The organism is Pseudomonas sp. S3E17 (genome assembly GCF_024168685.1).
Taxonomy (GTDB): Bacteria; Pseudomonadota; Gammaproteobacteria; order Pseudomonadales; family Pseudomonadaceae; genus Aquipseudomonas; species Aquipseudomonas marginalis.
Map to the genome: position 1 here is coordinate 528,457 of NZ_JALJWE010000001.1, position 25,966 is coordinate 554,422.

The 25,966-nt window shown below is 58.2% G+C and carries 23 protein-coding genes; 14 read left to right on the forward strand and 9 right to left on the reverse strand.

Going from position 1 to position 25,966, the window contains the following annotated elements:
- The first annotated feature begins 17 nt into the window (after window positions 1-17).
- From J3D60_RS02170 to J3D60_RS02225, 12 genes are all read left to right on the forward strand, one after another.
- A complete protein-coding gene (locus tag J3D60_RS02170) occupies window positions 18-1,607 on the forward strand; it encodes a ShlB/FhaC/HecB family hemolysin secretion/activation protein (protein ID WP_253489290.1) in 1,590 nt (529 codons plus the stop codon).
- 24 nt (window positions 1,608-1,631) lie between these two features.
- Window positions 1,632-3,431 (forward strand): DUF2341 domain-containing protein, encoded by a 1,800-nt coding sequence (locus tag J3D60_RS02175; RefSeq protein WP_253489293.1) that lies wholly within the window; start codon window positions 1,632-1,634, stop codon window positions 3,429-3,431.
- Window positions 3,432-3,442: 11 nt separating this feature from the next.
- Window positions 3,443-3,868: a biopolymer transporter ExbD gene (locus J3D60_RS02180; RefSeq protein ID WP_016980095.1), complete on the forward strand. Its 426-nt coding sequence runs from the start codon at window positions 3,443-3,445 to the stop codon at window positions 3,866-3,868.
- 3 nt (window positions 3,869-3,871) lie between these two features.
- Window positions 3,872-4,576, forward strand: a complete 705-nt coding sequence (locus J3D60_RS02185; RefSeq protein ID WP_065924370.1) for an energy transducer TonB — start codon at window positions 3,872-3,874, stop codon at window positions 4,574-4,576.
- Between the two features lie 47 nt (window positions 4,577-4,623).
- Window positions 4,624-6,324 (forward strand): putative porin, encoded by a 1,701-nt coding sequence (locus J3D60_RS02190; protein WP_253489307.1) that lies wholly within the window; start codon window positions 4,624-4,626, stop codon window positions 6,322-6,324.
- An 18-nt stretch (window positions 6,325-6,342) separates the two neighbouring features.
- Entirely contained in the window at window positions 6,343-6,969 is a 627-nt protein-coding gene (locus J3D60_RS02195; protein WP_253489311.1) for a DNA repair protein, read from the forward strand.
- Between the two features lie 20 nt (window positions 6,970-6,989).
- Window positions 6,990-7,451, forward strand: a complete 462-nt coding sequence (locus J3D60_RS02200) for a YbjN domain-containing protein (RefSeq protein ID WP_253489314.1) — start codon at window positions 6,990-6,992, stop codon at window positions 7,449-7,451.
- Entirely contained in the window at window positions 7,448-8,389 is a 942-nt protein-coding gene (locus tag J3D60_RS02205; RefSeq protein ID WP_065949044.1) for a peptidylprolyl isomerase, read from the forward strand. Before J3D60_RS02200 ends, J3D60_RS02205 begins: the two co-directional genes overlap by 4 nt.
- A gap of 51 nt (window positions 8,390-8,440) precedes the next feature.
- Window positions 8,441-9,421: a LysR family transcriptional regulator gene (locus J3D60_RS02210; RefSeq protein ID WP_065939816.1), complete on the forward strand. Its 981-nt coding sequence runs from the start codon at window positions 8,441-8,443 to the stop codon at window positions 9,419-9,421.
- Between the two features lie 118 nt (window positions 9,422-9,539).
- A complete protein-coding gene (locus tag J3D60_RS02215) occupies window positions 9,540-10,094 on the forward strand; it encodes a histidine phosphatase family protein (protein ID WP_253489317.1) in 555 nt (184 codons plus the stop codon).
- A 45-nt stretch (window positions 10,095-10,139) separates the two neighbouring features.
- Window positions 10,140-10,895, forward strand: a complete 756-nt coding sequence (gene cobF, locus J3D60_RS02220; RefSeq protein WP_253489320.1) for a precorrin-6A synthase (deacetylating) — start codon at window positions 10,140-10,142, stop codon at window positions 10,893-10,895.
- 11 nt (window positions 10,896-10,906) lie between these two features.
- Window positions 10,907-11,626: an alpha/beta hydrolase gene (locus tag J3D60_RS02225; protein WP_065939813.1), complete on the forward strand. Its 720-nt coding sequence runs from the start codon at window positions 10,907-10,909 to the stop codon at window positions 11,624-11,626.
- Between the two features lie 235 nt (window positions 11,627-11,861).
- Here J3D60_RS02225 and J3D60_RS02230 read toward each other — a convergent pair whose 3' ends face one another.
- Window positions 11,862-12,416, reverse strand: coding sequence for a hypothetical protein (locus tag J3D60_RS02230; RefSeq protein WP_065939812.1), 555 nt, complete (start codon window positions 12,414-12,416; stop codon window positions 11,862-11,864).
- Between the two features lie 72 nt (window positions 12,417-12,488).
- Window positions 12,489-14,297: a monovalent cation:proton antiporter-2 (CPA2) family protein gene (locus J3D60_RS02235; protein ID WP_065939811.1), complete on the reverse strand. Its 1,809-nt coding sequence runs from the start codon at window positions 14,295-14,297 to the stop codon at window positions 12,489-12,491.
- A 546-nt stretch (window positions 14,298-14,843) separates the two neighbouring features.
- Between J3D60_RS02235 and J3D60_RS02240 the strand changes: the two genes are divergently transcribed.
- Window positions 14,844-15,779, forward strand: a complete 936-nt coding sequence (locus J3D60_RS02240) for a glycosyltransferase family 2 protein (protein ID WP_253493940.1) — start codon at window positions 14,844-14,846, stop codon at window positions 15,777-15,779.
- Window positions 15,780-15,831: 52 nt separating this feature from the next.
- Here the strand turns inward: J3D60_RS02240 and J3D60_RS02245 are convergent, their stop codons facing one another.
- The 7 genes from J3D60_RS02245 to J3D60_RS02275 all read right to left on the reverse strand — a co-directional run bounded on the left by J3D60_RS02245 (window position 15,832) and on the right by J3D60_RS02275 (window position 24,282).
- Window positions 15,832-17,535: a right-handed parallel beta-helix repeat-containing protein gene (locus tag J3D60_RS02245; RefSeq protein WP_253489323.1), complete on the reverse strand. Its 1,704-nt coding sequence runs from the start codon at window positions 17,533-17,535 to the stop codon at window positions 15,832-15,834.
- On the reverse strand, window positions 17,535-18,410 hold the full coding sequence (locus J3D60_RS02250) for a hypothetical protein (RefSeq protein ID WP_253489326.1): 876 nt from the start codon (window positions 18,408-18,410) through the stop codon (window positions 17,535-17,537). Before J3D60_RS02250 ends, J3D60_RS02245 begins: the two co-directional genes overlap by 1 nt.
- A 336-nt stretch (window positions 18,411-18,746) precedes the next feature.
- Complete coding sequence (locus J3D60_RS02255) at window positions 18,747-20,147, reverse strand: ABC transporter ATP-binding protein (RefSeq protein ID WP_065939808.1); 1,401 nt, start codon at window positions 20,145-20,147, stop codon at window positions 18,747-18,749.
- The gene (locus J3D60_RS02260) at window positions 20,144-20,995 is read right to left on the reverse strand and encodes an ABC transporter permease (RefSeq protein WP_032885379.1); all 852 of its coding nucleotides are present in this window, start codon (window positions 20,993-20,995) and stop codon (window positions 20,144-20,146) included. Before J3D60_RS02260 ends, J3D60_RS02255 begins: the two co-directional genes overlap by 4 nt.
- Window positions 20,996-21,000: 5 nt before the next feature.
- Window positions 21,001-22,554 carry a hypothetical protein gene (locus J3D60_RS02265; protein ID WP_065939807.1) on the reverse strand — a complete coding sequence of 518 codons (1,554 nt, stop codon included), beginning with the start codon at window positions 22,552-22,554 and terminating at the stop codon, window positions 21,001-21,003.
- A 218-nt stretch (window positions 22,555-22,772) separates the two neighbouring features.
- On the reverse strand, window positions 22,773-23,258 hold the full coding sequence (locus J3D60_RS02270) for a hypothetical protein (protein ID WP_141157445.1): 486 nt from the start codon (window positions 23,256-23,258) through the stop codon (window positions 22,773-22,775).
- The gene (locus J3D60_RS02275; RefSeq protein ID WP_065939805.1) at window positions 23,215-24,282 is read right to left on the reverse strand and encodes a nucleotidyltransferase family protein; all 1,068 of its coding nucleotides are present in this window, start codon (window positions 24,280-24,282) and stop codon (window positions 23,215-23,217) included. The genes J3D60_RS02270 and J3D60_RS02275 overlap by 44 nt, the downstream gene beginning before the upstream one ends.
- 701 nt (window positions 24,283-24,983) lie before the next feature.
- Here J3D60_RS02275 and J3D60_RS02280 point away from each other — a divergent pair.
- Entirely contained in the window at window positions 24,984-25,964 is a 981-nt protein-coding gene (locus tag J3D60_RS02280) for an NAD-dependent 4,6-dehydratase LegB (RefSeq protein ID WP_253489338.1), read from the forward strand.
- The last annotated feature ends 2 nt before the right edge of the window (window positions 25,965-25,966 follow it).

A 25,966-nucleotide genomic window follows, 5' to 3' on the forward strand; every position in this document is an offset into this window, starting at 1 on the left:
GACAGTTAGGGGGCGGTGTGGAGCATCTGTTCAAATCAACGCTGGCGTTGTGCTGCCTGACGCTGGGCGTCCTGGCGCAAGCGGTGTGGGCCGAGGAGGGCGATGAGGCCCCGGCGCGCAAGGTGGACGTCAACGAGTACTTCGTGCGCGGCAATACCGTGCTCGATGCGGCGACGATCGAGGAGGCGGTGTACCCGTTTCTCGGCCCGCAAAAGACCCTGGACGATATCGAAGGCGCGCGCGATGCGTTGCAGAAGATCTACCAGGCGCGTGGCTACCAGTCGGTGTTTGTCGAGCTGCCGGAACAGAAGGTCGATGACGGCATCGTCTATCTGCAGGTCAGCGAGACGAAGGTCGGCCGCGTGCGTGTGGTCGGCGCCAAGCACTACTCGCCGGTGGAGATCCGCGAGGAAGTGCCGGGGCTCAAGGAAGGCGCGGTGCCGGATTTCACCACGGTGCAAACCCAGTTGGTCGGGCTCAACCGCAGTGCCGGTCGGCAGGTCACGCCACTGGTCCGCGAAGGCCAGCGCCCGGGCACCATGGACGTGGATCTGCAGGTCGAAGACCAGAACCCCTGGCACGCCAGCCTCGGCCTGAACAACGACTACAGCGCCGACACCGAAAAGCTGCGCTCGGTCGCCACCCTGGGCTACGACAACCTCTGGCAACTGGGCCACAGCATTTCCCTGACCTACTTCACCGCGCCCCAGGACACCGAGAATGCCAAGGTCTGGTCGGGCTCCTACAGTGCGCCGCTGAACGAACGCTGGACCTTGCAGTTCTCCGGTTACCAGTCCGACAGCAACATCGCCACCATCGGCGGCAGCAACGTCTTGGGCAAGGGCCATTCCTACGGCGTGTCCGCCATCTACAGCTTGCCGGCGACGGGCAACTGGGCCAATTCGTTTTCGTTCGGTGTGGACTTCAAGGATTTCGACGAGCAGATGAAGTTCGGCGCCAGCAGCGACCAGGTGCCGCTCAAGTACGCGCCGTTCACCCTGGGCTACAACGGCTATCGCTACACCGAGCAATCCCAGCTGGGGTTGGGCTTGAACCTGGTGGTTGGTACGCGCGCATTCTTTGGCTACGGCAGCGACGCCGAAGAATTCGATTACAAGCGCTACAAGGCCAGTGCCAGTTTTGCCGTGCTCAAGGGCGACCTGAATTACACCTACACCTTCGCCAACGATTGGCAGTCGGCCTCCAAGGGCGCTTTCCAGCTGGCCTCCGGGCCGCTGGTGTCCAACGAGCAGTATTCCGCCGGCGGCGCCACCTCGGTGCGCGGCTACCTGGCGGCCGAGCGCACCGGGGACGAGGGCTATTTGCTCTCCCAGGAACTGCGCACGCCGTCCCTGGCCAAGTTCCTCGGCAGTTATGTGCAGGAGTGGCGCTTCTATGCGTTCGCCGAAGGCGCGCGCATGCGCCTGCACGACCCGCTGCCCGAGCAGGAAGACGAATACAGCCTGGCCAGTGTCGGCCTGGGCACCCGCGCCAGTTTGAGCAAGTGGTTGTCCGGCAGCCTGGATTGGGGTTACCCGCTGCTCGATGGACCGAACACCCAGAAACAGGACTCGCGACTGCACTTCAGTGTGCAGGCGACTTTCTGACTTTTTCTTCCGGAGACTTCACCCATGCAACGCCTATTCCTGAGCCTGTTGATCTGCCTGGGCTTCGCGCTCCCGGCCACTGCCCATGCCTGGTGGCAGGACGATTGGCACTACCGCAAACAGATTTCGGTGGACACCACCGCCCAGGGCGCCGCGATCAGCCAGGCCCTGGGCCGCACCGCACTGTTAGTGCGCCTGCACACCGGCAACTTCACCTTTGACGGGGTCAAGGACGACGGCGCCGACCTGCGCTTTGTGAGTGCCGATGACAAGACCGTGTTCAATCACCAGATCGAAAGCTTCGACCCGTTGATGGGCATGGCGTTGATCTGGGTCGATGTGCCCAAGGTCGAAGGCGGCCAGCGCCAGGACTTCTGGATGTACTACGGCAACCAGAAGGCCCCGGCCACCGCCAATGGCCAACTGACGTTCGATCCGAATTACACCGCGCTCTATCACTTCGATGGCGCCAACGCGACGCCACCACGGGACACCACGGCCTACGCCAACACCGCGTTGAACGCCACCGGCGCGAGCATCGACGGCGTGATCGGCCGTGCCTTGCAGTTCGGCGGCCAGCCGCTGTTGTTGCCGGCCAGCCCGTCGCTGCAACACGCCGCCGGCGCTGCCTTCACGTTCAGCGCCTGGCTGCGCCTGGACCAGGCCAGTGGCGAGCAAATCGTGCTGGCCCGGCGTGACGGCGCCCACAGCCTGTTGCTGGGCCTGAACCAGGGCTCGCCGTTTGTGGAGATCGACGGCCAGCGCGCGGTGTCGACCCAACCGCTGAACCCAGGCCAATGGCAGCACCTGGCGTTCACCGCCGAGGGCGACAAGGTCACGCTGTATGTGAATGGCCGTGAAAGCGCCACGCTTGCCGTGGCCATGCCTGGGTTCAACACGCAGCTGGCGGTCGGCGCCGACCTGCCGGAAGCCGGCAGCGCGCACCTGCCGTTCGCCGGGGCCATGGATGAGCTGCGCCTGTCCAAGGTGGCGCGCCCGGCTGCGCTGTTGCTGGCTGACGCGAGCGCCCAGGGCGCCGAGTCGAAACTGGTGGCCTACGGCGTGGATGAAGAACAGTCCGGCTTCGGCTTCGGCAGCCTGGGCTTTTTGCTCAACGCCGTGCCGGTGGACGCCTGGGTGATCATCCTGGTGCTGGTGGCGATGATGTTCCAGTCGTGGGTCATCATGTTGCGCAAGAACCGCCAGGTCAGCCGCCTCAGCAGTGCCAACGAAGTGTTCCGCGAGCACTTCGCCCAGATCGGCACGCGCCTGGAGATGTATGCCGACGATGCGCAGTTGGCTGAGCGCCTGAGCCATTCTTCGTTGTGGCGCCTGTACCTGGTGGCGGTCAAGGAGATCCGTACCCGCCGTGCCCAGGGCGCCGACACTTCGTCGGTGTCGGCGGCCACCATCGAAGCGATCCGCTGCTCCATGGACGGTGTGCGCACCCGTGAGAACCAGGCCCTGAGTTCCAAATTGTCGACCCTGTCCAACGCCATCGCCGGCGGCCCGTACATCGGCCTGCTCGGTACGGTGCTGGGGATCATGGTGGTGTTCCTCGGCACGGCCATGGCCGGCGACGTGAACATCAACGCCATCGCCCCCGGCATGGCGGCGGCGTTGCTGGCCACGGCCATGGGCCTGTTCGTCGCGATCCCCGCGTTGTTTGGCTACAACCGCCTGATCACGCGCAACAAGGAAGTCAGCGCCGACATGCGCGTGTTCGTCGACGAGTTCATCACCCGTCTGGCGGAGATGCACGGCGAGAGCCAGCACAGTGAAACCGCGCACCGCCGCGACCATCACGCATCGGTTCCGGCCTGAGGAGAATCGCCATGGCTTCCGTAAATACCTCCCACGACGATGACGATGATGCAGCCGTCGACAGCATCAACATCACGCCCCTGGTGGACGTGCTGATGGTGGTGCTGGTGATGTTTATCCTCACCGCCACCGCCCAGGTCTCGGGGATCCAGATCCACCTGCCCAAGGCCAGCGCCTCGGTGTCGCTGTCGGAGGCCAAGACCAAGGCCATCTCCGTGAATGACGGCGGCCAGGTGTTCCTCGACGCGTACCCGGTGACCCTCGGCGAACTGGAAGAACGCCTGCGCATCGAGAAAGCGCTGAACCCGGACTTCCCGGTGATCGTGCGCGGCGATGCGATGGTGCAGTACCAGAAGGTCATCGAGGTGCTCGACCTGCTGCGCCGGCTGGAGCTGTCCCAGGTCGGGCTGGTCACCGGCAAACCGAGCCAGGGCTGAGTGATGACCGCACAGATCCCGATCGCGCCATTGCCGGTGAAGAACAAACCGCCGTTGCGCCCGTTGAAGTGGGGCGCCGGGCTGTTGCTGGGCGCCGTGGCGGCCTGGTTTCTCTGGCAGTGGGCCAATGACATGAGTGGCGTACGCCGTGAAGCGCCGAAGGTGCCGACGATTATTCCGTTGCCGCCACCGCCGCCGCCACCCCCGGAAAAACCCAAGGAGCCCGAGCCCCAGGTTGAAGAGAAAGTCCCGGAGCCGGTGCCCAGCCCCGAGCCCGAAGAGGTCAAGCCGGCCGAGGAAGCACCGCCTTCACCAAATGAAGACCTGGCCAACCCGATGCAGATCGACGGCGACGCGCAGTCCGGTAACGACGGCTTCAACATCGGTGCCGGCAAGGGCGGCGGCATGGCCGGCAGTGGCGGCGGCGGGCTGGGGACCGGCACGTACAAGCAGTACCTGGCCGGTACCTATCAACGCCTGATGCGCGAAGACCCGGAGCTGCGCAAGAAGGCCTTTGCGATACAGATCGACCTGTGGCTGGGCGCCGACGGCCAGGTGACGAAGGCGCTGGTGGCCAAGTCCAGCGGGGATGCCGACACCGACGCGCAGATGCTGGCGCTGATCCGTGCGCCTCGCGCCACCCAGAAACCTCCGGCGTCGCTGACGCTGCCCATGCGCCTGTCCCTCAAGGGCCGGCGCCCGGATTGATTGCACGAAACCTCTTACCTACGGTTTTTTACAGGAGTTGCGTACACATGATTTCCCCCGTGAATCGACTGACCCTGGCGGTTGGCATGGTCATCGCGACCCTGGTCGGGCAGGCGGCGGCCGCCCCGGTTGCGCCTTCGGAAAACGTCACCATCAACCTGATCCGCCTGCTGGTGCAGCAAGGTGTGCTGACCCAGGATACCGCCAATGGGCTGATCGCCCAGGCCGAAAAGGAAGCCCAGCAGGCCCGCCAGGCCAATGCCGCGCCGGTGGTTGCCAGCGGCCCGGCGACCGCGCCTGGGGATGTGCGCGTGCAGTACGTGCCGCAGGCGGTGCGCGACCAGATCCGCGACCAGGTCAAAGCCGAAGTCATGTCCACCGCCAAGCAGGAAAACTGGGCGCAGCCCAATACGTTCCCCGACTGGATCTCGCGCATCAGCTTTGATGGCGATATTCGTCTGCGCGACGAGTCGCGCTACTTCTCGGGCAATAACAGCAACAACATCACTGATTTTGCCAAGCTCAATGACACCGGCCCGTACGACGTCAACAAAAACTCCAACACCAAGTTCCCACCGCTGCTCAACACCCGCGAGGACCGCGAGAACCTGTTCCGCCTGCGTGCACGCCTGGGCATGAAAGCGGTGATTTCGCCGGAATGGACCGCCGGCATTCGCATCGCCACCGGCTCCGACAATAACCCGGTGTCCACCACCCAGACCCTGGGCGGCGGCTTTGGCAAAAAGGACATCTGGCTCGACCAGGGTTACCTGAGCTGGAAAACCACCGATTACATGACGTTGACCGCCGGGCGCATCGGCAACCCGTTCTATTCCACCGACATGATGTATTCCAACGACCTCAACTTCGACGGCGTGGCGGCGATCTTCAACCACAGCCTCAACAGCGAGTGGGGCCTGTTCGGTACCCTTGGCGCCTTCCCGGTGGAGTACACCTCCGACACCGCCAGCACCAATGGTATCGACAAGGAAGACAGCGACACCAAATGGCTGTTTGGCGGGCAGATCGGCGCGGATTGGAAGATCAACCGCAGCAACCGCCTCAAACTCGCGGCCGCTTACTACCAGTTCCAGGACATCGAAGGCGAGCGCTCCAGCCCTTGCTCCACCTGGCAGGGCGCGGCAGGTTGCGACACCGACGGCACGCGCGTGGCCTTCATGCAAAAAGGCAACACGGTGTTCAACCTGCGCAACAACACCACCAACCCGGCTGATCCTGTCCGCACGCCCGACCCGCAATACGTAGGCCTGGCGTCCAAGTTCGATGTGCTGGACCTCAACCTGGTGTGGGACAGCGACCTGCCCAGCGACTTCAAGCTGCGCAGCCAGGCCAACTTCATCCACAACCTGGCCTACGACAAGGGCGAGATGCTCAAGCGCAGCGAAGGCGAGATCGTCAACAACATCAACAGCAACGGCCAGTTTGAAAGTGGCGGCAATGCGCTGATGGTCTCGTTCACCCTCGGCAGCGCCTTGGAGATGCGCAAGCGCGGCGACTGGAACCTGTTGGCCGGCTACAAGTACATCCAGCCCGACGCCTTGCCCGACGGCTTCAACGACTCGTCGTTCCACCTGGGCGGCACCAACGCCAAGGGCTATTTCATCGGCGGCAACTACGGTATCGACAAGAACATCTACGCCAGTGCGCGTTGGTTGAGCGCCTCCGAAGTGTATGGCCAGCCGTTCGAAGTCGATGTGATGCAACTGGAACTCAACACGCGCTTTTAATGCGCAGGGAGACGCCACATGAACACACGAATCTGCGCGCTGTTACTGCTGCTGGTGAGTACCGGCGCGTCGGCCGAAGGCATGGAGGAACGCCTGCGCACGCAATTGCGCAGCACCACCCAGCAATTGCAGGCGCTGCAAAGCGAACAGGCCCAGGCCAGTGCCGCACGGCTGGCCGCCGAAAACCAGGCCAAACAGGCCCAGGCGCAAATCAAGCAACTGACGGCCGAGCTGGAAAAGGCCCGTGGCACCGCCGAGCAACTGGCCGGTCAGCAACAGAGCCTGCACAGCCAGGCGCAAGCCCAGGTGGCGGCGAGCAACGAGCAGATCGGCAAGTTCAAGAAGGCCTATGACGAACTGCTGATGCTGGCCAAGGGCAAGGAAGTCGAGCGTGCGCGCCTGCAGGCGGCCTTAAGTGAACGTGACACACAAGTGCAGCAATGTTCAGTCAAGAATCAACAGATGTACGGCGTGGCCCAGCAGTTGCTCGCGGCCTACGAAAAAATCGATGTGGCCGAGGTGATGAGCATTCGCCAGCCGTTCGCCAGCAGCGTACGGGTCAAGTTCGAGGAACTGGCCCAGGGTTTTGGCGACGACCTGTACAAGAGCCGTTTTGATGCGCCCCAGGCAGCCGCCAATCACTGATAGACAAGGAAGAGATCACCATGAGCGAATTGATCACCAGCGTCACCGTCCAGAGCCTCACCGACCTGTTGCAGGACGCCGGCTACCGGGTTAACCAGAGCGAACAGAACGGCATCGTGCAGTTGCTCAGCGCCAGCCAGGGCATCGGCTTCGCCGTGCGCTTCGGCAACCCGGCGGCGGAGCAGGGCAGCTATGTGGACTTCACCTACAGCTGCGCGCTGCGGGTGCAGGGCGAGTTGCCCGAAGGCCTGGCCCCGGTATGGAACGCCTCGCGGCGCTTTGCGCGGTTGTCGGTGCAGGGCGAGTTCCTGCTGATGGAAATGGACGTGGTGGTGGCCGGGGTTGGCGTCACGCACCTGCGCAGCCAGTTGGAGTTGTGGGACCGCCTGTTGCAGGAGTTTATCGTTTACTTGCGTGAGTACAGCCAGCAGGCCGCGCAGTTGCAGGCCGCCGTGGTGGGTGAAGAGGCGGCGGTGCTGTGAAAAAGCCAACCCTGATGCTCGGCGCGGGGGCGCTGGCTGTGCTGGTGGTGGCCGTGGCGTTGAGCCTGCGGCCGGGCAGCGACCCGGTGGCGGCGCAGCAACCGGCGCCGGTGATCAATCCCGCGCCGAGCGGGCCAGCGGTGGCGCGCCTGGGCAATCAGCAGATCGACCTGGCGGAGTTGAAAAGCGTGCTGGCCAGCCTGCCGGCCGAATCCCGCGAGCAACTGCGCGGCAACCGTGGCGCCCTGGAAACCTGGATTCGCTCGAGGCTGGCGCAAAAAGCCGTGCTTGAACAGGCCGATGCCCAGGGCTGGCGCCAGCGCCCGGAGGTGGAGCAGCAGACCCGCGCCGCCGCCGAGCAGATCGTGTTTCGCGACTACATGCTCTCGGTCAGCCAGGTACCGGCCGACTACCCCAGCGCCGCCGAACTGCAACAGGCCTACGACAGCGGCAAGGCGCAATGGGTGACGCCGCCGTTGTACCAGGTGAGCCAGATTTTCCTCGCGGTGAATGACCCGCAAAACCTCGATGCCGTACGGCGCCAGGCCCAGGAACTGAGCCGTAAGGCCCAGGCCGCGCCGGCTGATTTTGCCGCCCTGGCCACGCAGTTTTCCCAGGACCCCGACAGTGCCGCGCGCGGTGGCGATTCGGGGATGCAGCCGTTGCAGCAACTGGTGCCGGAGGTGCGCGGCGCGGTGGCGCGGCTCAAGGTCGGCGCGGTCTCGGATGTGGTGCAGAGCCCGGCCGGGTTCCATGTGCTCAAGCTCATCGGCCAGCAGCCGGCGCGTACCGCCACCCTGGACGAGCTGCGTGAACGCTTGACCCAGGCCCTGCGCGCCCAGCGCCAGGAACAGATCGCCAAGGCCTACCTGGAAGGCATGCTCAACACCGCGACCTTGAGTATCGACGGCGCCGAGTTGAACAAAGTGCTGGAGTAACACGCCTCAACCCGCATTGGATGCACAGACCAACCAGACAGGGAGTCTCCCATGGCATTTCTTGAACCGTCTGCCCCACAGGGGCCCACTGCTTACCGTGCACCTACCGAGCCACGCAGTGCCTGGCTGGCCCTGGCCAGCGAGATCGACCCGGAGGTGGCCCGCTACTTTCTGGTGAGTGCGCGCTGCGGCTGTTTCATGCAGGCCGCGCGCAGCCTGAATATCAAGGCAACCCTGTTGCGCAAGCGCCTGGCCCAGCTGGAGGAACACCTGCGCCATGCGTTGTTCAGCTACCAGGGCAACGGCCTGGTGCTCAGCCGCGACGGCCAGCAATTGCAGGCCCAACTGATCGCCCTGGCCCACGAACGGCGCCTGCCGGTACTGGAACAGCCGCTGATTCGCCTGGCGGTGGCCGAGCCGATCCTGCACGACATCCTCGGCCGCGACCTGATCGCCTTGCTGCGCCGCAATGCCAGCGTGCGCCTGGAGATCATCTCCCTCGACAGCCACCTGTCCCTGCAAGCGGTGGACGTGGATGTGGTGCTGTGGCTGGCGGACACCGACGGCCCGGTGCCCGGCCCGAGCTTTGTCACCGAACCGCCGCGGGCGCTGGCGCGATTGCGGTACCTGCCGCATATCGCCAAGCGCTATTCACGCCTGACCACGCGCCCGGACAGCGTGGAAGACCTGGCTGACTACATGCTGGTGCAATGGCAGCCGGACGCCCAGGTCGAGGCCCTGCAGCCGTGGAACCAGGTGGTGCAACAACGCCAGGCGGCGGTGGTGCAGGTGCATGCCTATTCGCTGATGCTGGAGATGATCCGCTGCGGCGCCTGCATCGGTTTGCTGCCGCACTACATGAGCAGCTTCGACCGGGGGCTGGTGGCGTTGCCGGGGTTGTTGGCCGAGGACAGCATGCAGCGCCAGGTGTGGCTGGCGGTGAATGCGCAGGTGCGCCATCCCGAGGCGGTGCAGATGATCGTCGAGTTGATCGTCGGTACGTTCGAGGGGCGGCGGGAGTGGTTTGACTAGCGCTGCAGTGCGCGGCCAATGATCGTTCCCTTGCTCCGCGTGGGAACGAAGGCGTTGCGTCATCGGGTTAACTGCGCCAGGCTTGGACGCCTCGATCTCTGCGTATCAGCGACCCGCAATGCAAGCCACCCGCCTGACCTTGATCTGCCATGCCGCAACGTCCCTGCAAAAACAGGGGCGCTTTGCTGATGACGAGTGCGTTGCAATGGACTGGCAAGGCGCGGCGTTATCGCTGGCCAATCGCTATCCAAAAAACACACATTTGCTCTGTGCACCTGAGTTACGTGCCCGGCAGACGGCGGGTTTGTATGGCCGTGAGGCGGTCATTGACGACGCGCTGCGTGATGGCGATTTGGGACGGTGGAAAGGCCAACGCCTTAGTCATGTCGACAGCGACGAATTACAGGTCTGGCTGACCAACAGTGCCAGCGCGCCCCATGGCGGCGAGTCGGTCGATCAGGTGTGCAGGCGGGTGGCGCAGTGGATGCAAACCCTGGAGGCCCAACCGGGGCACATCGTGGCCATCACCCATCCCTTTGTCATCCGCGCCGCGTTGCTGCATGTCATGCAGTGCCCGGTGTCGATGTTCTACCGGATCGACGTCGAGCCGCTGTCCGCCACCGAGCTGCGCTTCAACACGGTGTGGCGCCTGCGCCTGGAAACTCACGCCTGAGTGCGTGAACATGGCAAAATCCACGCCCCGCAATGAGAGCAACCCATGAAACGCATCCTGATCATCGGCATTGGCGCCGGCAACCCTGACTACATCACGATGCAGGCCGTGAAGGCGCTGAACCGCACCGACGTGTTTTTCCTGATGGACAAGGGCCAGAGCAAGGACAAGCTGATCGACCTGCGCCGTGAGATCTGCGAGACCTATATCACCGAACCCGGCTACCGCTTTGTCGAGGCCGACTGCCCCGAGCGCGTGCGCGGTGAGATCGACTACACCACCGCCGTGCAGGACCTCAACCGCGACAAGCAGGCCACCTTCGAACGCATGATCAACGAGGAGATGGCCGACGATGAAGTGGGCGCTTTCCTGGCCTGGGGCGACCCGGCGCTGTACGACAGCACCATTCGCATCCTGCAGGCGATCCTGGCCAGTGGCCGCTGCGTCTTTGAATTCGAGGTGATTCCCGGCATTACCAGTGTGCAGGCCCTGGCGGCCCAGCATAAGGTGGCGTTGAACCGTATCGGCAAGTCCATCGAGATCACCACCGGGCGTCGCCTGGCGGCGGGGCAGGCCAGCGAGGCCGATACCCTGGTGGTCATGCTCGACGCTGAAGATTCCTACCGCACGGTGGCCCATCAGGACCTGGAGATTTACTGGGGCGCCTACCTGGGCACGCCGGATCAGATATTGATCAGCGGCAAGGTCAGTGAAGTGGCGGAACAGATCGAACGGGTGCGCAAGGCGGCGCGCCTGGAGAATGGCTGGATCATGGACACTTACTTGTTGCGCAAACCATGAGGTCACGTCCCATGCTCAAACTGCTTGCCCTCGCGCTGGCCCTGGTGGCCGGCGTTGCCCACGCCGATTCCGAGTTGCACACCGATTTGCCGCTGGCGTATCTGGAACAGACCCAGGGCGATGCGCGCAACGAGCCGCTGGTGATTTTCCTGCACGGGTTCGGCAGCAATGAGGAAGACCTGTTCGGCATCAAGGACGCACTGCCGTCCACCTGGACCTACTTGTCGGCCCGCGCGCCGACACCGGTGCAGCCAAGTGGCTTTCGCTGGTTTACCAAGGCCCCGGGTGACGGCGATTACGATGGTGTGACCGCCGATTTGCACAGCAGCGCCAAGCTGATCAAGGACTTTGTCGGCCAGGCCACCGCCAAGTATCACACCCAGCCTGACCGGGTATTCCTGGTGGGGTTCAGCCAGGGCGCGATCATGGCGTATGAGGTGGCTTTACGTGACCCGCAGCTGGTGCGTGGCATTGCCGCGCTGAGTGGCAGCGTGCTGCCGGTGCTCAAGGCTGAGCTCAAGCCGGATGAGCGCTTGAACAAACTGGCGATCTTTATCGGCCACGGCACCCTGGACCAGGCACTGCCCTATGCCTCGGCGACGCGGGCAAATGAGGTGTTGGTGGGGCTTGGATTGAAGCCGGAGTTTCATGGCTATCCGGGGATGAACCACACGGTCAGTGAGGCGGAGGTGCAGGACTTGAAAGCGTGGCTGGAAACGAATTTGAAGTGAGCACGCTGAATGAAGGTGGGAAGGGGCTTGCCCTAATGCCCGTCAGTTAAGGCTTTTTGTAGGAGCGAGCTTGCTCGCGAAAAACTCACAGGCGCCGCGTTTATTCAGGAGGCACGCGTTATCGTTGACGTTTTTCGCGAGCAAGCTCGCTCCTACAGGAGGCGATGTACGCTTAACTGACTGGCATTAGGGTAAGCTCCCTCCGACCTTTGATGGGTGTTGTCAGGACTCTTTGTTATTTGCCGCCGGTAATCTGCTTCACCAGCTCTGCATGCCCCTTCGCATCATCGGCCCGCGAGATCGCCTGGATTACCAACAAGTGGTTGCCGGAGCCGCCGAGGAACGTGGAGTTCAAGGTCTTGCCGCCGCCCTGGGTGGCGGTGCTGTCCACCTGACGCAGGCCGAGGCCCTTGAAGGTCAGTTTCTTCTCGCTCAGCTTCTTGAAGTCGGGCAGGGCTGCACTCTGGTCCTTGACGAAACCGGCCACGGCACCATCGAGGAACTGCGGGTCGTTGTCCTTGATGGTTACGCCGTCGTTGCGCACGGTTTCGGCGACGATCACCACACTTTTCGTGCTCTGGTTGGCGTACATCGTGCCTTGGGTATCAGCGGTGCCGTCCTCGGCCTTGCCGGTCGGGAGGGTGTCGGCGGCGTAGGCCTTGGGCAGATTGAAGTTGAACTTACCGCCCAAGGTGGAAATGGTTTGCGTGGCCGGCTTGGCGGCGGCGAAGACGCTGCCGGCGGTCAGCGCGAGGGCCAGCAGGATAGCGGTCTTGGTGAACGTGGCCATGAAGCGCTCCAGGGGTGAACGAAATTGCGGCACATTCTGTCAGAAAATTCGCAATATCGTTCGCCCTTAGCCTCACACCTTGTCGGACTCTTCCTCAAGTCGATCCATCTCAAACAGTCGCGCCAGTTCCGCCCGGGCTTCCTGGGCGGTTTGCATCACCTTGGCCGCATCGTCGTACACCGCGTGCTGGGCAGCGAGCACTTGCAGGTCGTGGTGCTTGAAGCGGGTGATGCGGGCGTCGGCCTGGGCCTGGGTCAACCCAAGGCCCACCAGGGTGCGACGGCTCATTTCCAGGCTGGAGTAGAAGGTCTCGCGAACCGGCGAGGCGTCGAGGTCCACCAGGCGGTGCACGTGCTGGCGGTTACGCGCACGGGCGATGATCTGCATATGCGGGTAGAGGTTGCGCACCAGTTCGGCGGTCTTGATATTGATCTCCGGGTCGTCCATGGCGATCACGAAGAACTCCGCCTGGTCGACCTTGGCGGCGTGCAGGATCTCCGGACGTTGCGGATCACCGTAGAACACCGGCATGCCGCCGAAACTGCGGGTCAGCTCGATGGTTTCCACCGACGTGTCGAGGGCGATGAAGGAGATGTTCTGCGCGCGCAGGATACGCGCGACGATCTGGCCCATACGGCCCATGCCGGCGATCACCACGCGCGGCGCATCGCTTTCGATGGTGCGATATTCCTCCGGTACTTCCACCGGCTTGACCTTGGGCTTGAACAGCTTGGGGCAGACCAGCAGCAACAGCGGGGTGACGGCCATGGACAGGGTGATGGTCAGCACCAGCACGTCGTAGAGGTGCGGTTCGAACAGGCCCTGGTCGCGGCCGATTTTGAACACCACAAAGGCGAACTCACCGCCCGCCGCCAGCACCACACCCAGGCGCAGGGCGCTTTCGCGGTTGAGATCACCCACCATACGACCCACGGCGTACAGCAGCGGCAGCTTCAAACCGATCAACAGCAGGGTCAGGCCGATCACCACCAGCGGCGAACTGAGCAGCAGGCTGAGGTTGGCGCCCATGCCCACGCTGATAAAGAACAGCCCCAGCAGCAGGCCCTTGAACGGTTCGATCTGGGATTCCAGTTCGTGGCGGTACTCCGAGTCCGCCAGCAGCAGGCCGGCGAGGAAGGCACCGAGGGCCATGGACACACCCACCAGTTCCATCAGCCAGGCGGTGCCGATCACCACCAGCAAGGCGGTGGCGGTGGACACTTCGCGCAGGCCGGTCTTGGCGACGATGCGAAACACCGGCCGCAGCAGGTAGCGCCCGCCGATGATCACCACGGCAATACTGCCGAGGATCTGCAGGACGTGTTGCAGGCCCTGGGCTTCGGTGGCCGGATGATCGCTGCCGGCCAGCAGCGGCACCATGGCAATCAACGGGATCGCGGCGATGTCCTGGAACAGCAGGATCGCAAACGCCAGGCGCCCGTGGGGCTGGTTCAGCTCCTTGCGCTCGGCCAGGCTTTGCAGGCCGAACGCGGTGGAGGACAGCGCCAGGCCAAGGCCGAGCACGATGGCGCTGTTCCACGACTGGCCAAACAGCCACAACGCCACCACCCCCATGACCAGGCCGGTGAGCAGCACCTGGGCCAGGCCCACGCCAAATACCGCCTTGCGCATCACCCATAAACGCTTGGGCGACAGCTCCAGGCCGATGATAAACAGCAGCAACACCACGCCCAGTTCGGAGAACTGCGCGACGCTTTGCGGGTTACCGATCAGGCCCAATACCGACGGGCCGATGATCACACCGGCAAACAGATAACCCAGCACTGCGCCCAATTGCAGGCGCTTGGCCAGGGGCACGGTCAGCACGGCGGCGAGCAGGAACACCACGGCTGCTTGTAACAGATTGCCTTCATGGGGCATTGCGAACTCCAGGATCTTTAAAACCAATCGACAGGAGGGTATTAGAGCGCTTTTTACATTTCGAAAATTGTGTTTTTGAGGTGAATGCCAATAAATACTGGACGAAACTCCCATTTATAGGGCGCCAGAAAAATATTAAGGGCCTTCCATTCATGAGTTTTTGAGGGCTACTGCTGTTTCGTCTAACAAGGTCTGCCGCCGTATGTGTAAGGTATTTCCTACATGGAAAGTGGTGAACATTTGACTAGTGGCAATTTGCAATGTGTTAGAGAATCGATTTTCACTCAGAGTAGGATAGACAATCGTACAGCTGGAGTGGAAAATGCCAATTCGAGAACGGATTTTTCTGATTTGCGCTGGTCGCGCTTTTTGTGCGTATCGAATTTGAACTTTACGCTAGAGAAACAGCTCGAAAGTATTCTCGGCTTGTGAAACGCAAATTTTTATTGCTATCGGCACTGATACTTGGATTTTGGGGATTTACGAAACGTGACTGTAAACAGGATTTCAATAGGCTTAGATCCCGATCACGTACCAATGGATGGTGTGGGCTTGGCTGCTACTGCTTCTGTCGCCGTATTGTTGTGCACACGAGATGGTGAACGCTTCCTCGAAGAGCAAATAGCTTCAATTTCTCGTCAAACCCATCAGAACTTTAAAATCTATGTTTCTGACGATGGCTCCAGTGATTCTACACGAGCCATCGTTACAGCTCACGTTGAGCGCTTGGGGCATGAGTGCATTGAACTGACTCACGGCCCAGTTGAGGGATTTGCCCGGAATTTTTTATCCGTTAGTTGTCGAGCTGATGTAAATGCCGACTATTATGCATGGTGCGATCAGGATGATATTTGGAATGAGGATAAACTCCAGATAGCTGTAGATAAGCTTGCCGGTGGCGATAGTTCTGTGCCGGCACTCTATTGTTCGCGCACTGAGCTAATTGATGAGCATGGCCAGAGTATCGGTTTTTCCTCATTTTTTTCAAAGCCTGCAACATTTCAGAACGCACTCGTTCAAAATATTGCAGGTGGAAATACCATGGTTTTCAACCAGGCACTGATGGATCTGATCCGTGAGGCGGGTGATCGTGTGCCTGCGGCGTCTCACGATTGGTGGGCTTACATGATTGTCAGCGGTTGTAATGGTCGAATTTATTATGACTCAACGCCCACTGTGCGTTATCGCCAGCACAGTTTGAATTGCATCGGTACCAATCGTGGGTTTCGTAACAACAGTAAACGTGCAAAGGAACTTTGGCGTGGACGTTATCAGCGCTGGATTGATAACAATATTGTTTCGTTGCAGGTAATCAGCCATCGGTTCACCGCGGAAAACAGAAAGATCCTTGAGCGATTTTCCGAGGCGAGAAAGAATAGGTTTTTTGGGCGGCTTTGGGGTTTTATGCGCTCAGGAGTCTATCGTCAGACGCTGATCGGGAATCTCGGTCTGGTGGTCGCGGTAATTATGCGCCGCGTATAGAACAAAGGCGGCGCGAGCCGGTTGGCAAGCGCCTGATAGTTGTATGTCTATGTCAGAAGATGAAGTCAGCTGGGGTGAGTTCTTCTTTCTTTATATTGAGCAGCAAGATTGAATCATCTGCGTTCAGCGTAATAAGCAAGTCGTCGCCCACCTCTACCGAGGCATCCAGTACGTCTTCGAAGGTAGCTAAAATACCTGCAAGGTCAATTCTGTCTTGCTCACCGGCACTACCTGAAAAGTCTCCAATGATAGTTTCTCCGCCACCGCTGCCTTTCCAGAAAATAAAAGTGTCAGCGCCAGGGCCACCCCACAGGATATCGTTGCCTTCACCCCCATCCAGAACATCATCACCTGGACCGCCAAAAAGCTCGTCGTCTCCATCATCACCATAGAGATAGTCATTTCCTTCCCCGCCTTCAATACGATCGTTGCCACCTCCGCCAGCCAGCAAGTTGTCGTGGGCATCGCCGAGGATCACGTCGTTGTAGGGCGAACCCTGGGCGCCTCGAATGTTGATCAGACGATCGTTACCACCGCCGCCAGACGCTCGTCCTGCGGCCAGATCAATGAATACGGGGTTGTCGGGCTTGCTTGGGTCGATCGGGGACCAGTAATCGACCATATTCCGCTCGCCGATTCCAATGATGATGTCGTCACCATTGGATGGATTCGGTCGAGGAAGAAAGGCCGGGTTGGAGCGACGGTGCAGCGGTGAAAGGTAGGTCAGGTAAGGGGGCTCCACGGTTTCGATTTGGCCGGGTGTTGCCCGGCCCGGTTTCAAATCAAGAGTCTCTTCATCCGAAGTATTCTGCCCTAGATCTGCCACTCTTGTTCTGTCGTGATTGTCGGGGAGGTAATAAGGGATAAACGCATTGGTGACCCGGTTGCCAAGAAAAGAGCCCGACTCGGATCGCTTAAACGTTATTCCTTGCTTGAAGTTGTTGACCCGATTGTTGCTGATGACGACATCCCTGATGCCATCGCCACCTACCCATATGCCGTAAGTAGACCTTGATCTGCTTTTCCAGGCGGGAGATGTGCTGCTTATTTCGAGCTCCCGATTGGCGACGCGATTATTGTCTACGACACTGCCTTCGCCATAGCGCGAGAGTGAAATGCCTACTCCCTCACTGATGTCCTGAATGCCTTGGCCTCTTACTTCCATGATGCTGTTGTTTTGAATGAGGACCTCTTTGCCATAAGTTTCGATGCCCATGGCATAAGCGTTGTCAGTAGTCGTGTCGCCACCGATGTCCGAGACCATATTGTCAGAAATGACTGAATTCTCACCCTCAACCCGAATGCCTCTGAATGTACTGAAGCGAATATTCATGCCTTCGACTAAATGATCGCGTCCTTCCAGCATTGAAGAGTGAGTGGCGAGATCGGAGAGGCCGGAAAGATATACTCCGTACTGGAAACCGCGAATACGTCCATTTTTTATGGTGATATTGCTTTGGCCGAACGAAAAAATACCGAATCCGGTATTGTCGCCGTCAGTCGGTCCGGTGATTGTATTTTGATTAAGGTCGATGGTGACATTGCTGGCAAGGATTTCAATGCCGTTACGATCGCTGTTCAATGACCGCTCAAGCCTATAGTTTCCTGGCCGACTGATGGTGTAGGGAATGCTTTCAATAATAGTAGCGTCGTCGTAAGTCTCCTTGTGCAGGGAAATGATCAGCGTTGCAACGCTGAGGACTATCAGTGCAGCAATAAATATGGGAGTAGCGGCTTTTATATTGAGACGGAGCATTATTTAATTCTTAGAGGTGTTGGGCGAAGTGGTGCTGAGGTCTGTCTGGTGTTTTTTAGTATTTTTTCGTTGGCCAGAGTCATATATTCTTTGTGGGCGGGCCTGAAGAACTTATCAATGTTTTGCGCAGTCAGTGCGTGAATAAGATGGGGGGCTTGCAATAAACTCAGTAGCGCTGATGCGGATGAAACGGAAATAATGCCGCAAGATTCGAGTACGTGACCTAGGAACTCGATCGGCAGGCAATCCAGGCTGTCAGGCAGTTTTTTTGCATTATAGTTATCAAGTTGCTGTATTAGCTGCGCAATGAATGTGGCAGGCGTTCCGGCGTGTTTTTTAATAAATAGGGTGCTGCCCGGCGTCACGTATTTTCTGCAGATTTGTACATACAGTTCAAGCTCGTCAGACTCATCAGTCAGTTTACTGCTCGTGAAGTTGCTGAGGATGAGTAACCAGGATGGCTCTGTTTTTGATCTTGTGGCAATTTCCTGTTCAAGCTGGAGTACGGGTGCAAAAAATCTTTTCAGGGTGCTGAGCGTCTGGACGAGGATTTCGGTAGGTATGATGCTGTGTTCGGGGCCGGGAAGGGTGCGGTCCAGGTCGTCAAAATCGATGACGGTCAACGCTCTCTCTGCTGCAAGCCATTCGCTGTCGATGTTGACACGGCTGAACCAAAACAAATGTTTAAGCCCACGAAGGCTTACATCAAAGGCCGGGGCAGGGGGTTTTGTGGGTGGATAGAGAAAGCCAGGCGAGTCTCCATAACAGATGTTCCGTTTTGCTGCTAAAGCCTGCATGAACGCCTGCGCAGTATGTTCTGAACTGGCATCGTGTGCGTAGTAGAACGCGGGGCATTCTCCGGGAGTGATATTCAAGTACTCACGGAGCCACTCAGAGCGTTTTGACAATTTTCGGTACGGTGACAGAGGCCCTTTTCGTTCTTTCAGGGATGGCAGCACTGCGGTGACGAACGGGAAACTTTTAAGAGCAGCATCAAAGAATTGCCGGCTTTGTGAGTGTGGTGAGTGGTCCATTAGTTGATAGGACCAGAGCACGAGAGTGGCGGGGCTTTCTCTTGCAATATTCCTGGATTCTCTATCGAAGCGTAGCGCGCAGAGAGCATGTAAAAGTTGATGTGGAGACGAGATCAAAATTACCTCTTTCCCCCGAGAGGCGGGGGAAAGGGCGTGCGCATTGTCCGCGACCACTGACTATCGCGCCTGACGGTTTACGGGCATATCTACGTCCCAGGACAGGTGAGGCCGCACCATGCAGTTGGGCCATGCGTTGGGCCAGTTCCCACGAACCCCGGTCGCCTCACTGTCATCGGCAACGGTAAAGCTGATAACGGCCTGTTTGATGATCCGGTGGTCGATTTCAGCGCCAGGCCACAGTTCGACATCGATGCGATAGTCCCCAACATTGAGCAGCGGCGACTTCACGGTGCAGCGCTCGACATATTGTCCCACGGCCCGGATTTCGCTTCCTGTGTACAGGTTGTCCATGCTCACCAGGACATAATGGCCCGCCAGGTCTTTCAGGTGAAGGTGCACATTAATCGGCCACTTCGCCTCAAGTACCGTGAACTTGACTTCGATGACAAACTCTTCCTTTACGTCAAATTCGGGGCTCGGATTGCCGTTGTGATCAAGCACCATGATCGAATCGAGCCTTACACAGTCGTCAAACATCGGCGCGCTGGCCTCAGCCCAAGTGACTGCCGGCGTCAGTTGAATGCCTGAACGTATATAAGAACGGGTGATGTCTGAAACGCTTTGTGTAGAAAGTTGCGGGTCTTCGTCGCTTTTTGGCAGTTCGATTTTGCTGTCGTTGATGATACGGCCGTGAGCCATATGTACGGCTCTATTGCAGATACGGTTGACGGCATCCATATCGTGGCTGACGAACAGCAGTGTGCGTCCCTGGTCGGCTACTTGAAGCATTTTTTCGGTACAGCGTCTCTGGAACGCGGCATCACCGACCGCCAGAACTTCATCGACGATGAGAATCTCGGATTCAAGGTGCGCTGCCACGGAAAAGGCGAGGCGCACATACATGCCTGAGGAATAACGCTTCACCGGCGTGTCAATCAGTTCGCCGAGTTCTGAGAACTCGATGATTTCCTCGATACGGCGGCTGATTTCCTGAGGTTTCATGCCCATGATCGAGCCGTTCAGGTAGATGTTTTCGCGACCGCTGAGATCGCCGTGAAATCCTGTGCCGATCTCCAACAGGCTGATCAAGCGTCCACGGAAACGAAAGCCACCATGGGAGGGGGATGTGATTCTGGACAGGATTTTCAGCAGTGTACTTTTGCCGCAACCGTTGGGACCGATAATACCGACTCGATCACCTTGTTTTATCTCCAGGTCCACATCCTTCAGAGACCAGAAGTGATTGGGGGGCGCGTCTTGGGTCTGCGTGGCGTCGAGAATGGTGTGCGATTCGTGAGTGGTTTCCACCGGTTTCGCAGTTTTCGACTTTTGCATCGGGTTAATGACTCGACCGAGCATCCACCGAATACGCATATTGATCATTTCGGCGGCTGTAACGTTAGACTTGCCGATCCGATAAAGTTTGGAAACGTTCTCGCAACGAATAGCCCACGTCATAGGGTGTCTACCACATTTTTATCGAAGTGCTGGAATATAAAGACGCCAACCGAGAAGCAAGTCACCGCAATGGCAATGAGCGTAAGCAGGGTGGATTGTGCTGGCCAATGCCCGTGCATGGCATCACGGTAACCGGTAATTACCAGAGAGAGAGGGTTGACTGCATACCAGGGTTTAGCCCAAGGCGGGACAGCCGAGACCGGGTAAATGGCAGGTGTTGAGTAATAAAAAAGTTGTAATGCCAGCGGGACCAAATGCTTCACGTCTCGATACTTGGCATTTAACGGTGCGAGCATCAGACCTATGCCCAGGCCTGTCATGAGTGTGCAGGCCAGCAGGAGCGGCATGATGAGCAGCAATTGAATCGTCCAGACGTCATAGATAATGGCGAACGGCGTAATCAGTAACGTGTAGGCGATCAGGAAGTCAACGGCCGCGCCTACGGCGTAGGCGCCGCCAATGAGCAGGCGAGGGAAGTAGACCTTGGTGATCAGGCCTGCGTTGCCTTCGATCATCTGGACCGAGGGGTTAAGGACGTTCATGAAGGCGTACCAGGGTATGACCGCCACCAGGTAAAACATAATGGTGGGGAGCCCATCGGTCGGCACCTTGACCATGATGCCGAACACGATAACGAATACGCCAACGGTAATGAGTGGGGTCAGAACGACCCAGCCCAAGCCGAATATCGTTTGCGTATAACGCCCCTTCAGATCCCGCTTGCAGAATACCCACAACAGTAATCGAAAATCCCATAGGGTTCTGATCAGTCCGCGCAGGTCGAAACGGCGGGAATTGTTGACGACCGTTTCCTTGAGAGGCGGGCGGATTTTTTCTTCGGTACTCATGAGGGTCAGGTTCTGGTTGAGGGGGTGGAAAGAGGCTGAGCGCTGGTCAGTTCGTCGAACAGGTCGATAATTCTCGCCATCGATTTACCGTCATGCAGGCCCCATTCATGAGCGCATTCAATTTGATTGGCTCGGGCCTCGGCGTACGCTTCCTTGTTGTCGGTCAATTGCTCCAGGGTCGATTGGAAGACGCTGTAGCGGTTGGTCGTAACAAGGCCTTTGGCGTTATCGAAGTCGGTATAGCCGTAGTCGTAGCAGTCATAGTTGATAGCTGGAATTCCACACGCCGTGGCCCAGCGCAGAGTGGACGACACGCACGCGACAAACAGGTCGCACGCGGGAACGAGTTCAAGTGTGTCGATATCGGTCACCCGGTGATGCAGGCGATAGGGCCTGAGGACTTCACTCAACAGTTCGGGGTCGGTGACGGGGTGTGGACGAATTACCACATTGAAATCAGTAAAGCGACTGACGCTTGCGAGGGCTTTAGCCCAGGCCTTGCACAGTGCCTTGTAGTCCTGGAACTCCATTGGGATGCTGCGTGAGCCATATTGGTCGGTGGGCCAGGCACAGACGAGCAAAGGCTTTGCAGGATCCAGGCGCAGTCGTCGGAAAATACGCTCTCGGGCGGTTTGCGACTCTCTTGCGGCATGCATGACGTCGTCGTATGCGGCCCCCGTCAAGCGCAACTGTTTCTCCGGGAAGCGCATGCGGCGATAGTAACGCTCCATTTCCGGGCTTTCGACGGCGATGCAGGTCACGCTGCTGTTATTGGGGATCCAGGGGTGTTCCGGTGCAAAACCGAAGGCTTCCAGCAAGAATATGCGCTGGCCGGGCAGACGAAGGAGTTTCTTCGAGGCGTAGTAGTTGACCCAGTGCGGAAACAGAAACGCCGCCAGTTTGTTAAGGATATTCCTGTCCGCTTCGTACATCGGTTTGTCGGAAAGGCTTTCGACCATTTCCTTGGCCGTGCCTACGGCGAACGGGACGATCAGTGTTGGGACGTTATCTTTGTTGCAGATTTTCGTCAGCAGGGTATTCACCGAGCCCGGGAATTCCTGGCCGAAAACCACCATTGAAGGCTTGAGGACTTTATATAACTGACGCGCGTAGTTAAACGGTTGGAAGTTTTTGCTGTTGGCTTTTTCCGTGCGCTTTTGCTTGGTGCGCGTGGCGAAGTCGTGCAGCTTGAAAAATGGACTGAGCACTGTCGTCAGAATCAGGCCGGCCCATGTGAATGCTCGACCTTTGGGATTGGCCTTTTGCACCAAGGAGTGAGGGATATAACCGTTTTCAAGCTCCTTCGCGATCTTTTCGTACTTCATCGACAATAGAGAGCGTTTCAACGGACGCCCCGGGTAGTAAGCACCGAAGCCGTTCATGCGGCAAAACGCACGGTCAGGCTTGAGGTTGATATAGCCCGCTTGTACGAAAAGGAAGCTGACGTCGTAGCCTGCCATCTTGGCAGCTACTGCGACACGGCGAAGCTCGACGAACTCCCCGGCTTCGTTTACGACAAAAAGCACATTTTTGCCAGGGAGTGGAGAGCCCAATTTCATTCCTCACCTTTTGTTGCGTGCATCGTCCTGACATCTCCGTCGCTAAGCTAATGAAGTCGTTATGTGTTGGAAAACTAGGATAGAAATTCTTTCGCAAAAAACGCGGCTCGCAGGTCTCTGAGTGTTGCCGTCGACCGTTGCACAGTTCATGGAGCGGTCGAAACGTGAGTTACTCGTGGTAACGACTCGCCCGCCACACTTTTTGGTAAGGTTGCTATCTATTTAGCATCCTTGATTGCCGCTGTGGCACGCAATTTGGCGCTCTTGGCCTTTTGGGCTGCGTCTTTCGCAACTTGTGACTGCGGGGCTGCTGCAGAAGCGGCCGATGCAAGCTGCACGTAGGCATCAAGCCTCAGCATTGCCGACTCCGGCGAGGACTTGATTTCAGAGAGCGCCTTTTCAGACGCTTGCATTGCCGCGACGGCAACGGTTTCCGGGGATTTTGCAGCCAATTGTGCAGCGCCTTCAGGCGAAGACAGTGCAAGTTCAAGCGCCTGATTTTCAAGGGTTACCGCAGGGGTCGCTTTGGCGGGGCGGCCAAGAGCCTGTCCTTGTTTGTCGGACGATTGATCGCAGCCAGCAATGCTGCCAGCGGTAGCGGTCAAAATAGTCAGAAGCAAAAGCATTTTTTTCATGGAAAATTCACTGTGCTGTTTGGCGTTAGTTTGCAGGCTGCCTTTCGGTTTTTTGCGCAGACCATTCATGTTGTGCTCGTTCGAATTCTTCGATGCGACCAATGTCAAGCCAGTACTCGCGCAGAGGAAATGCCGTAGTGGCTCTTTTGGCCGCGATCAAGTCCTCGAACATTGTCGGCATGTCGTAAAAAGTGCCAGAAGGAATCTGGTCGAGCACTGAAGGCGAAATGGCGTAGATGCCCGCGTTGACATAAAAGCTGTGTATCGGTTTTTCATCAATGCCAGTAATGGTCGAGCCATCGACCTTCACTACCCCGTAGGGCACCTGAAAGTCGTACTCGCGTACTGTCATCGTGGCTTCGGCGTTGTGATCTTCATGAAACTGCAACAAATCGTCGAAGCGTGCATGGGTCAAGAGATCGCCATTCATTACCAGAATAGGGTGATCCGGGCGTTTGGGCAGTAGCGACAACGCACCTGCTGTGCCTAGCCGTTTGTTTTCTTCCAGATAGCGAATTCGCACACCCCATTTGCTGCCATCCCCGAAGTGATTGCGTACTACTTCGGCGAGGTAGTTGACGGAGAGAAAGAAGTTGCGAAACCCTTGCTCGATGAAACTCTCCAGAATGCACTCCAATATGGGCTTTCCGGCAATCATCAGCATCGGTTTTGGACAGTGTTCTGTCAGGGGGCGCAGCCGTTGTCCCAGGCCGCCAGCCATCAATACCACCCAGTTTGGGCGTTCAAGTATGCCCGTCAGGGCATCGAGAGTGGCTAAGCCGACGACGCGCTGTTCGTCATCCAGAAGTGGCAGGTGGTGCAGAACCCCACGGCGCATCAGGTTCAATTGTTCGTTACTGGAAGATGTCGCGTGCGCAGTTTGCGGCGCATGATTCATCACCTCGGCAACAGGCGTTTCCAAGTGGACTTCCTTGAGGATTGCCCGGCGCACGTCACCGTCGCTGAGTAGTCCGACCAGTTTTTCCTCATCATCCAACACCAGCGCCATTTGCATCCCACAGGCGTCGATGCGGACAATCGCTTCGCGCAACGGAGTGTTCGGCGAGACTACGGTATCTCTCCAATCCTTCACTTTATCGACTTCCTAATCTGACTGGAGTACTTCGAAGCAGAGCTTCCCTATTTACTTCTTTATAACGCTCCGAATCTTTTGAACAGCCGAACTGTTGTGCAGCCGCAGCTGATAAACAGGGGCGCACCAAGCGTACACGAGAGGTCTGGTAAGTCAACAAAAGTGATTGATGGGCGGCTTGGGCATGTGGAGGATCAACGACTTAGACCGGTTTTTGCACCAAGAGTGGCCTGGGGATGTTTTTCGACGCTCTTTGAGCTGCTATGATCGGCGCCTATTTTGTGCAGGGATGCATTCTCACCGATTTTTTGCCAGGCGCCTCTCAGGCGGCTCGCAATTGATCCTGGCAAAGCTCCCTTGACGTAAAGTGACGGGAGCATCCCTCCCTGTTTGATTTTCAACACCTTTGGTTTCGCTGGATGGCGGGCCGTGCCATGTCGTCGTCGCTGCCCCAGGGTTACTGGTGGGCAAGCTGATGGCGCCAGCCGGGCTGTTCGGTGCAAGATATGTGCCTGCGGATGGCCTTGCCTTGTGCTTTGCCAATCAGGTTATCTATGTGCAGCCTGGTGCAATGAGGGATGTGCGTCTTTTGGCGCGTATCGCAATTTTTAAAGCAGGATCCGTTTGTAGGACTCTTGCGTAACTGGATTTTTGTGTCTTGGGCTCTGGAGCTTCGGGGCAAGTACGTTAAGGGTTGAACGATGACTACAGTTTTAGTGACCGGTGCGGATGGGTTCATTGGCTCGCATTTGACCGAGCTGCTCGTGCGTGAAGGTTATAGTGTCAAGGCGCTGTCTCAGTATAACTCCTTCAACTATTGGGGATGGCTTGAGGACGTCGATTGCCTGTCGCGAATCGAGGTGCTCAATGGCGATGTGCGTGACCCGCACTATTGCAAGCACATCACTAAAGGCGTCGATATCGTTTTTCACTTGGCAGCGCTGATTGCCATTCCTTATTCGTATGTCGCGCCAGACAGTTATGTGGACACCAATGTCAAAGGCACTTTGAATATTTGTCAGGCCGCCTTGGAAAACGGCGTAAAGCGCATTATCCATACATCCACCAGTGAGGTGTACGGCACTGCCCAGTATGTGCCTATCGATGAGAAGCACCCGCTTCAGGCACAATCACCGTACAGCGCTTCAAAAATTGGCGCTGATGCAATGGCGATGAGTTTTTTCAACGCATTTGATCTGCCATTGACGATTGCCCGGCCGTTTAACACCTATGGCCCTCGCCAGTCTGCTCGCGCAGTTATCCCGACGATTATCAGCCAGATCGCCGCCGGGCAGAAACAGATCAAGTTGGGTGATGTAACCCCGACTCGCGACTTCAACTATGTCGCCGATACCTGCCGTGGCTTCCTAGAGTTGGCCCGCTGCGAGCAAGCCATCGGTGAAACAGTAAACATCGGTTCGAATTTTGAAATTTCGGTAGGTGATACGCTCAATCTTATTCGCGAGTTGATGAATAGCGATGTTGAGTTTCTGACAGACGATCAGCGTCTGCGTCCCGAGAAGTCAGAAGTTTTCCGCTTGTGGTGTGATAACTCAAAGATCCACGGTCTTACCGGTTTCGAACCTGAGTATTCGATTCGCCAAGGCTTGGAAAAAACGGTTGAGTGGTTCTCCCAGCCTCAAAATCTCAGCAAATATAAAGCCAATATTTATAACGTTTGAGG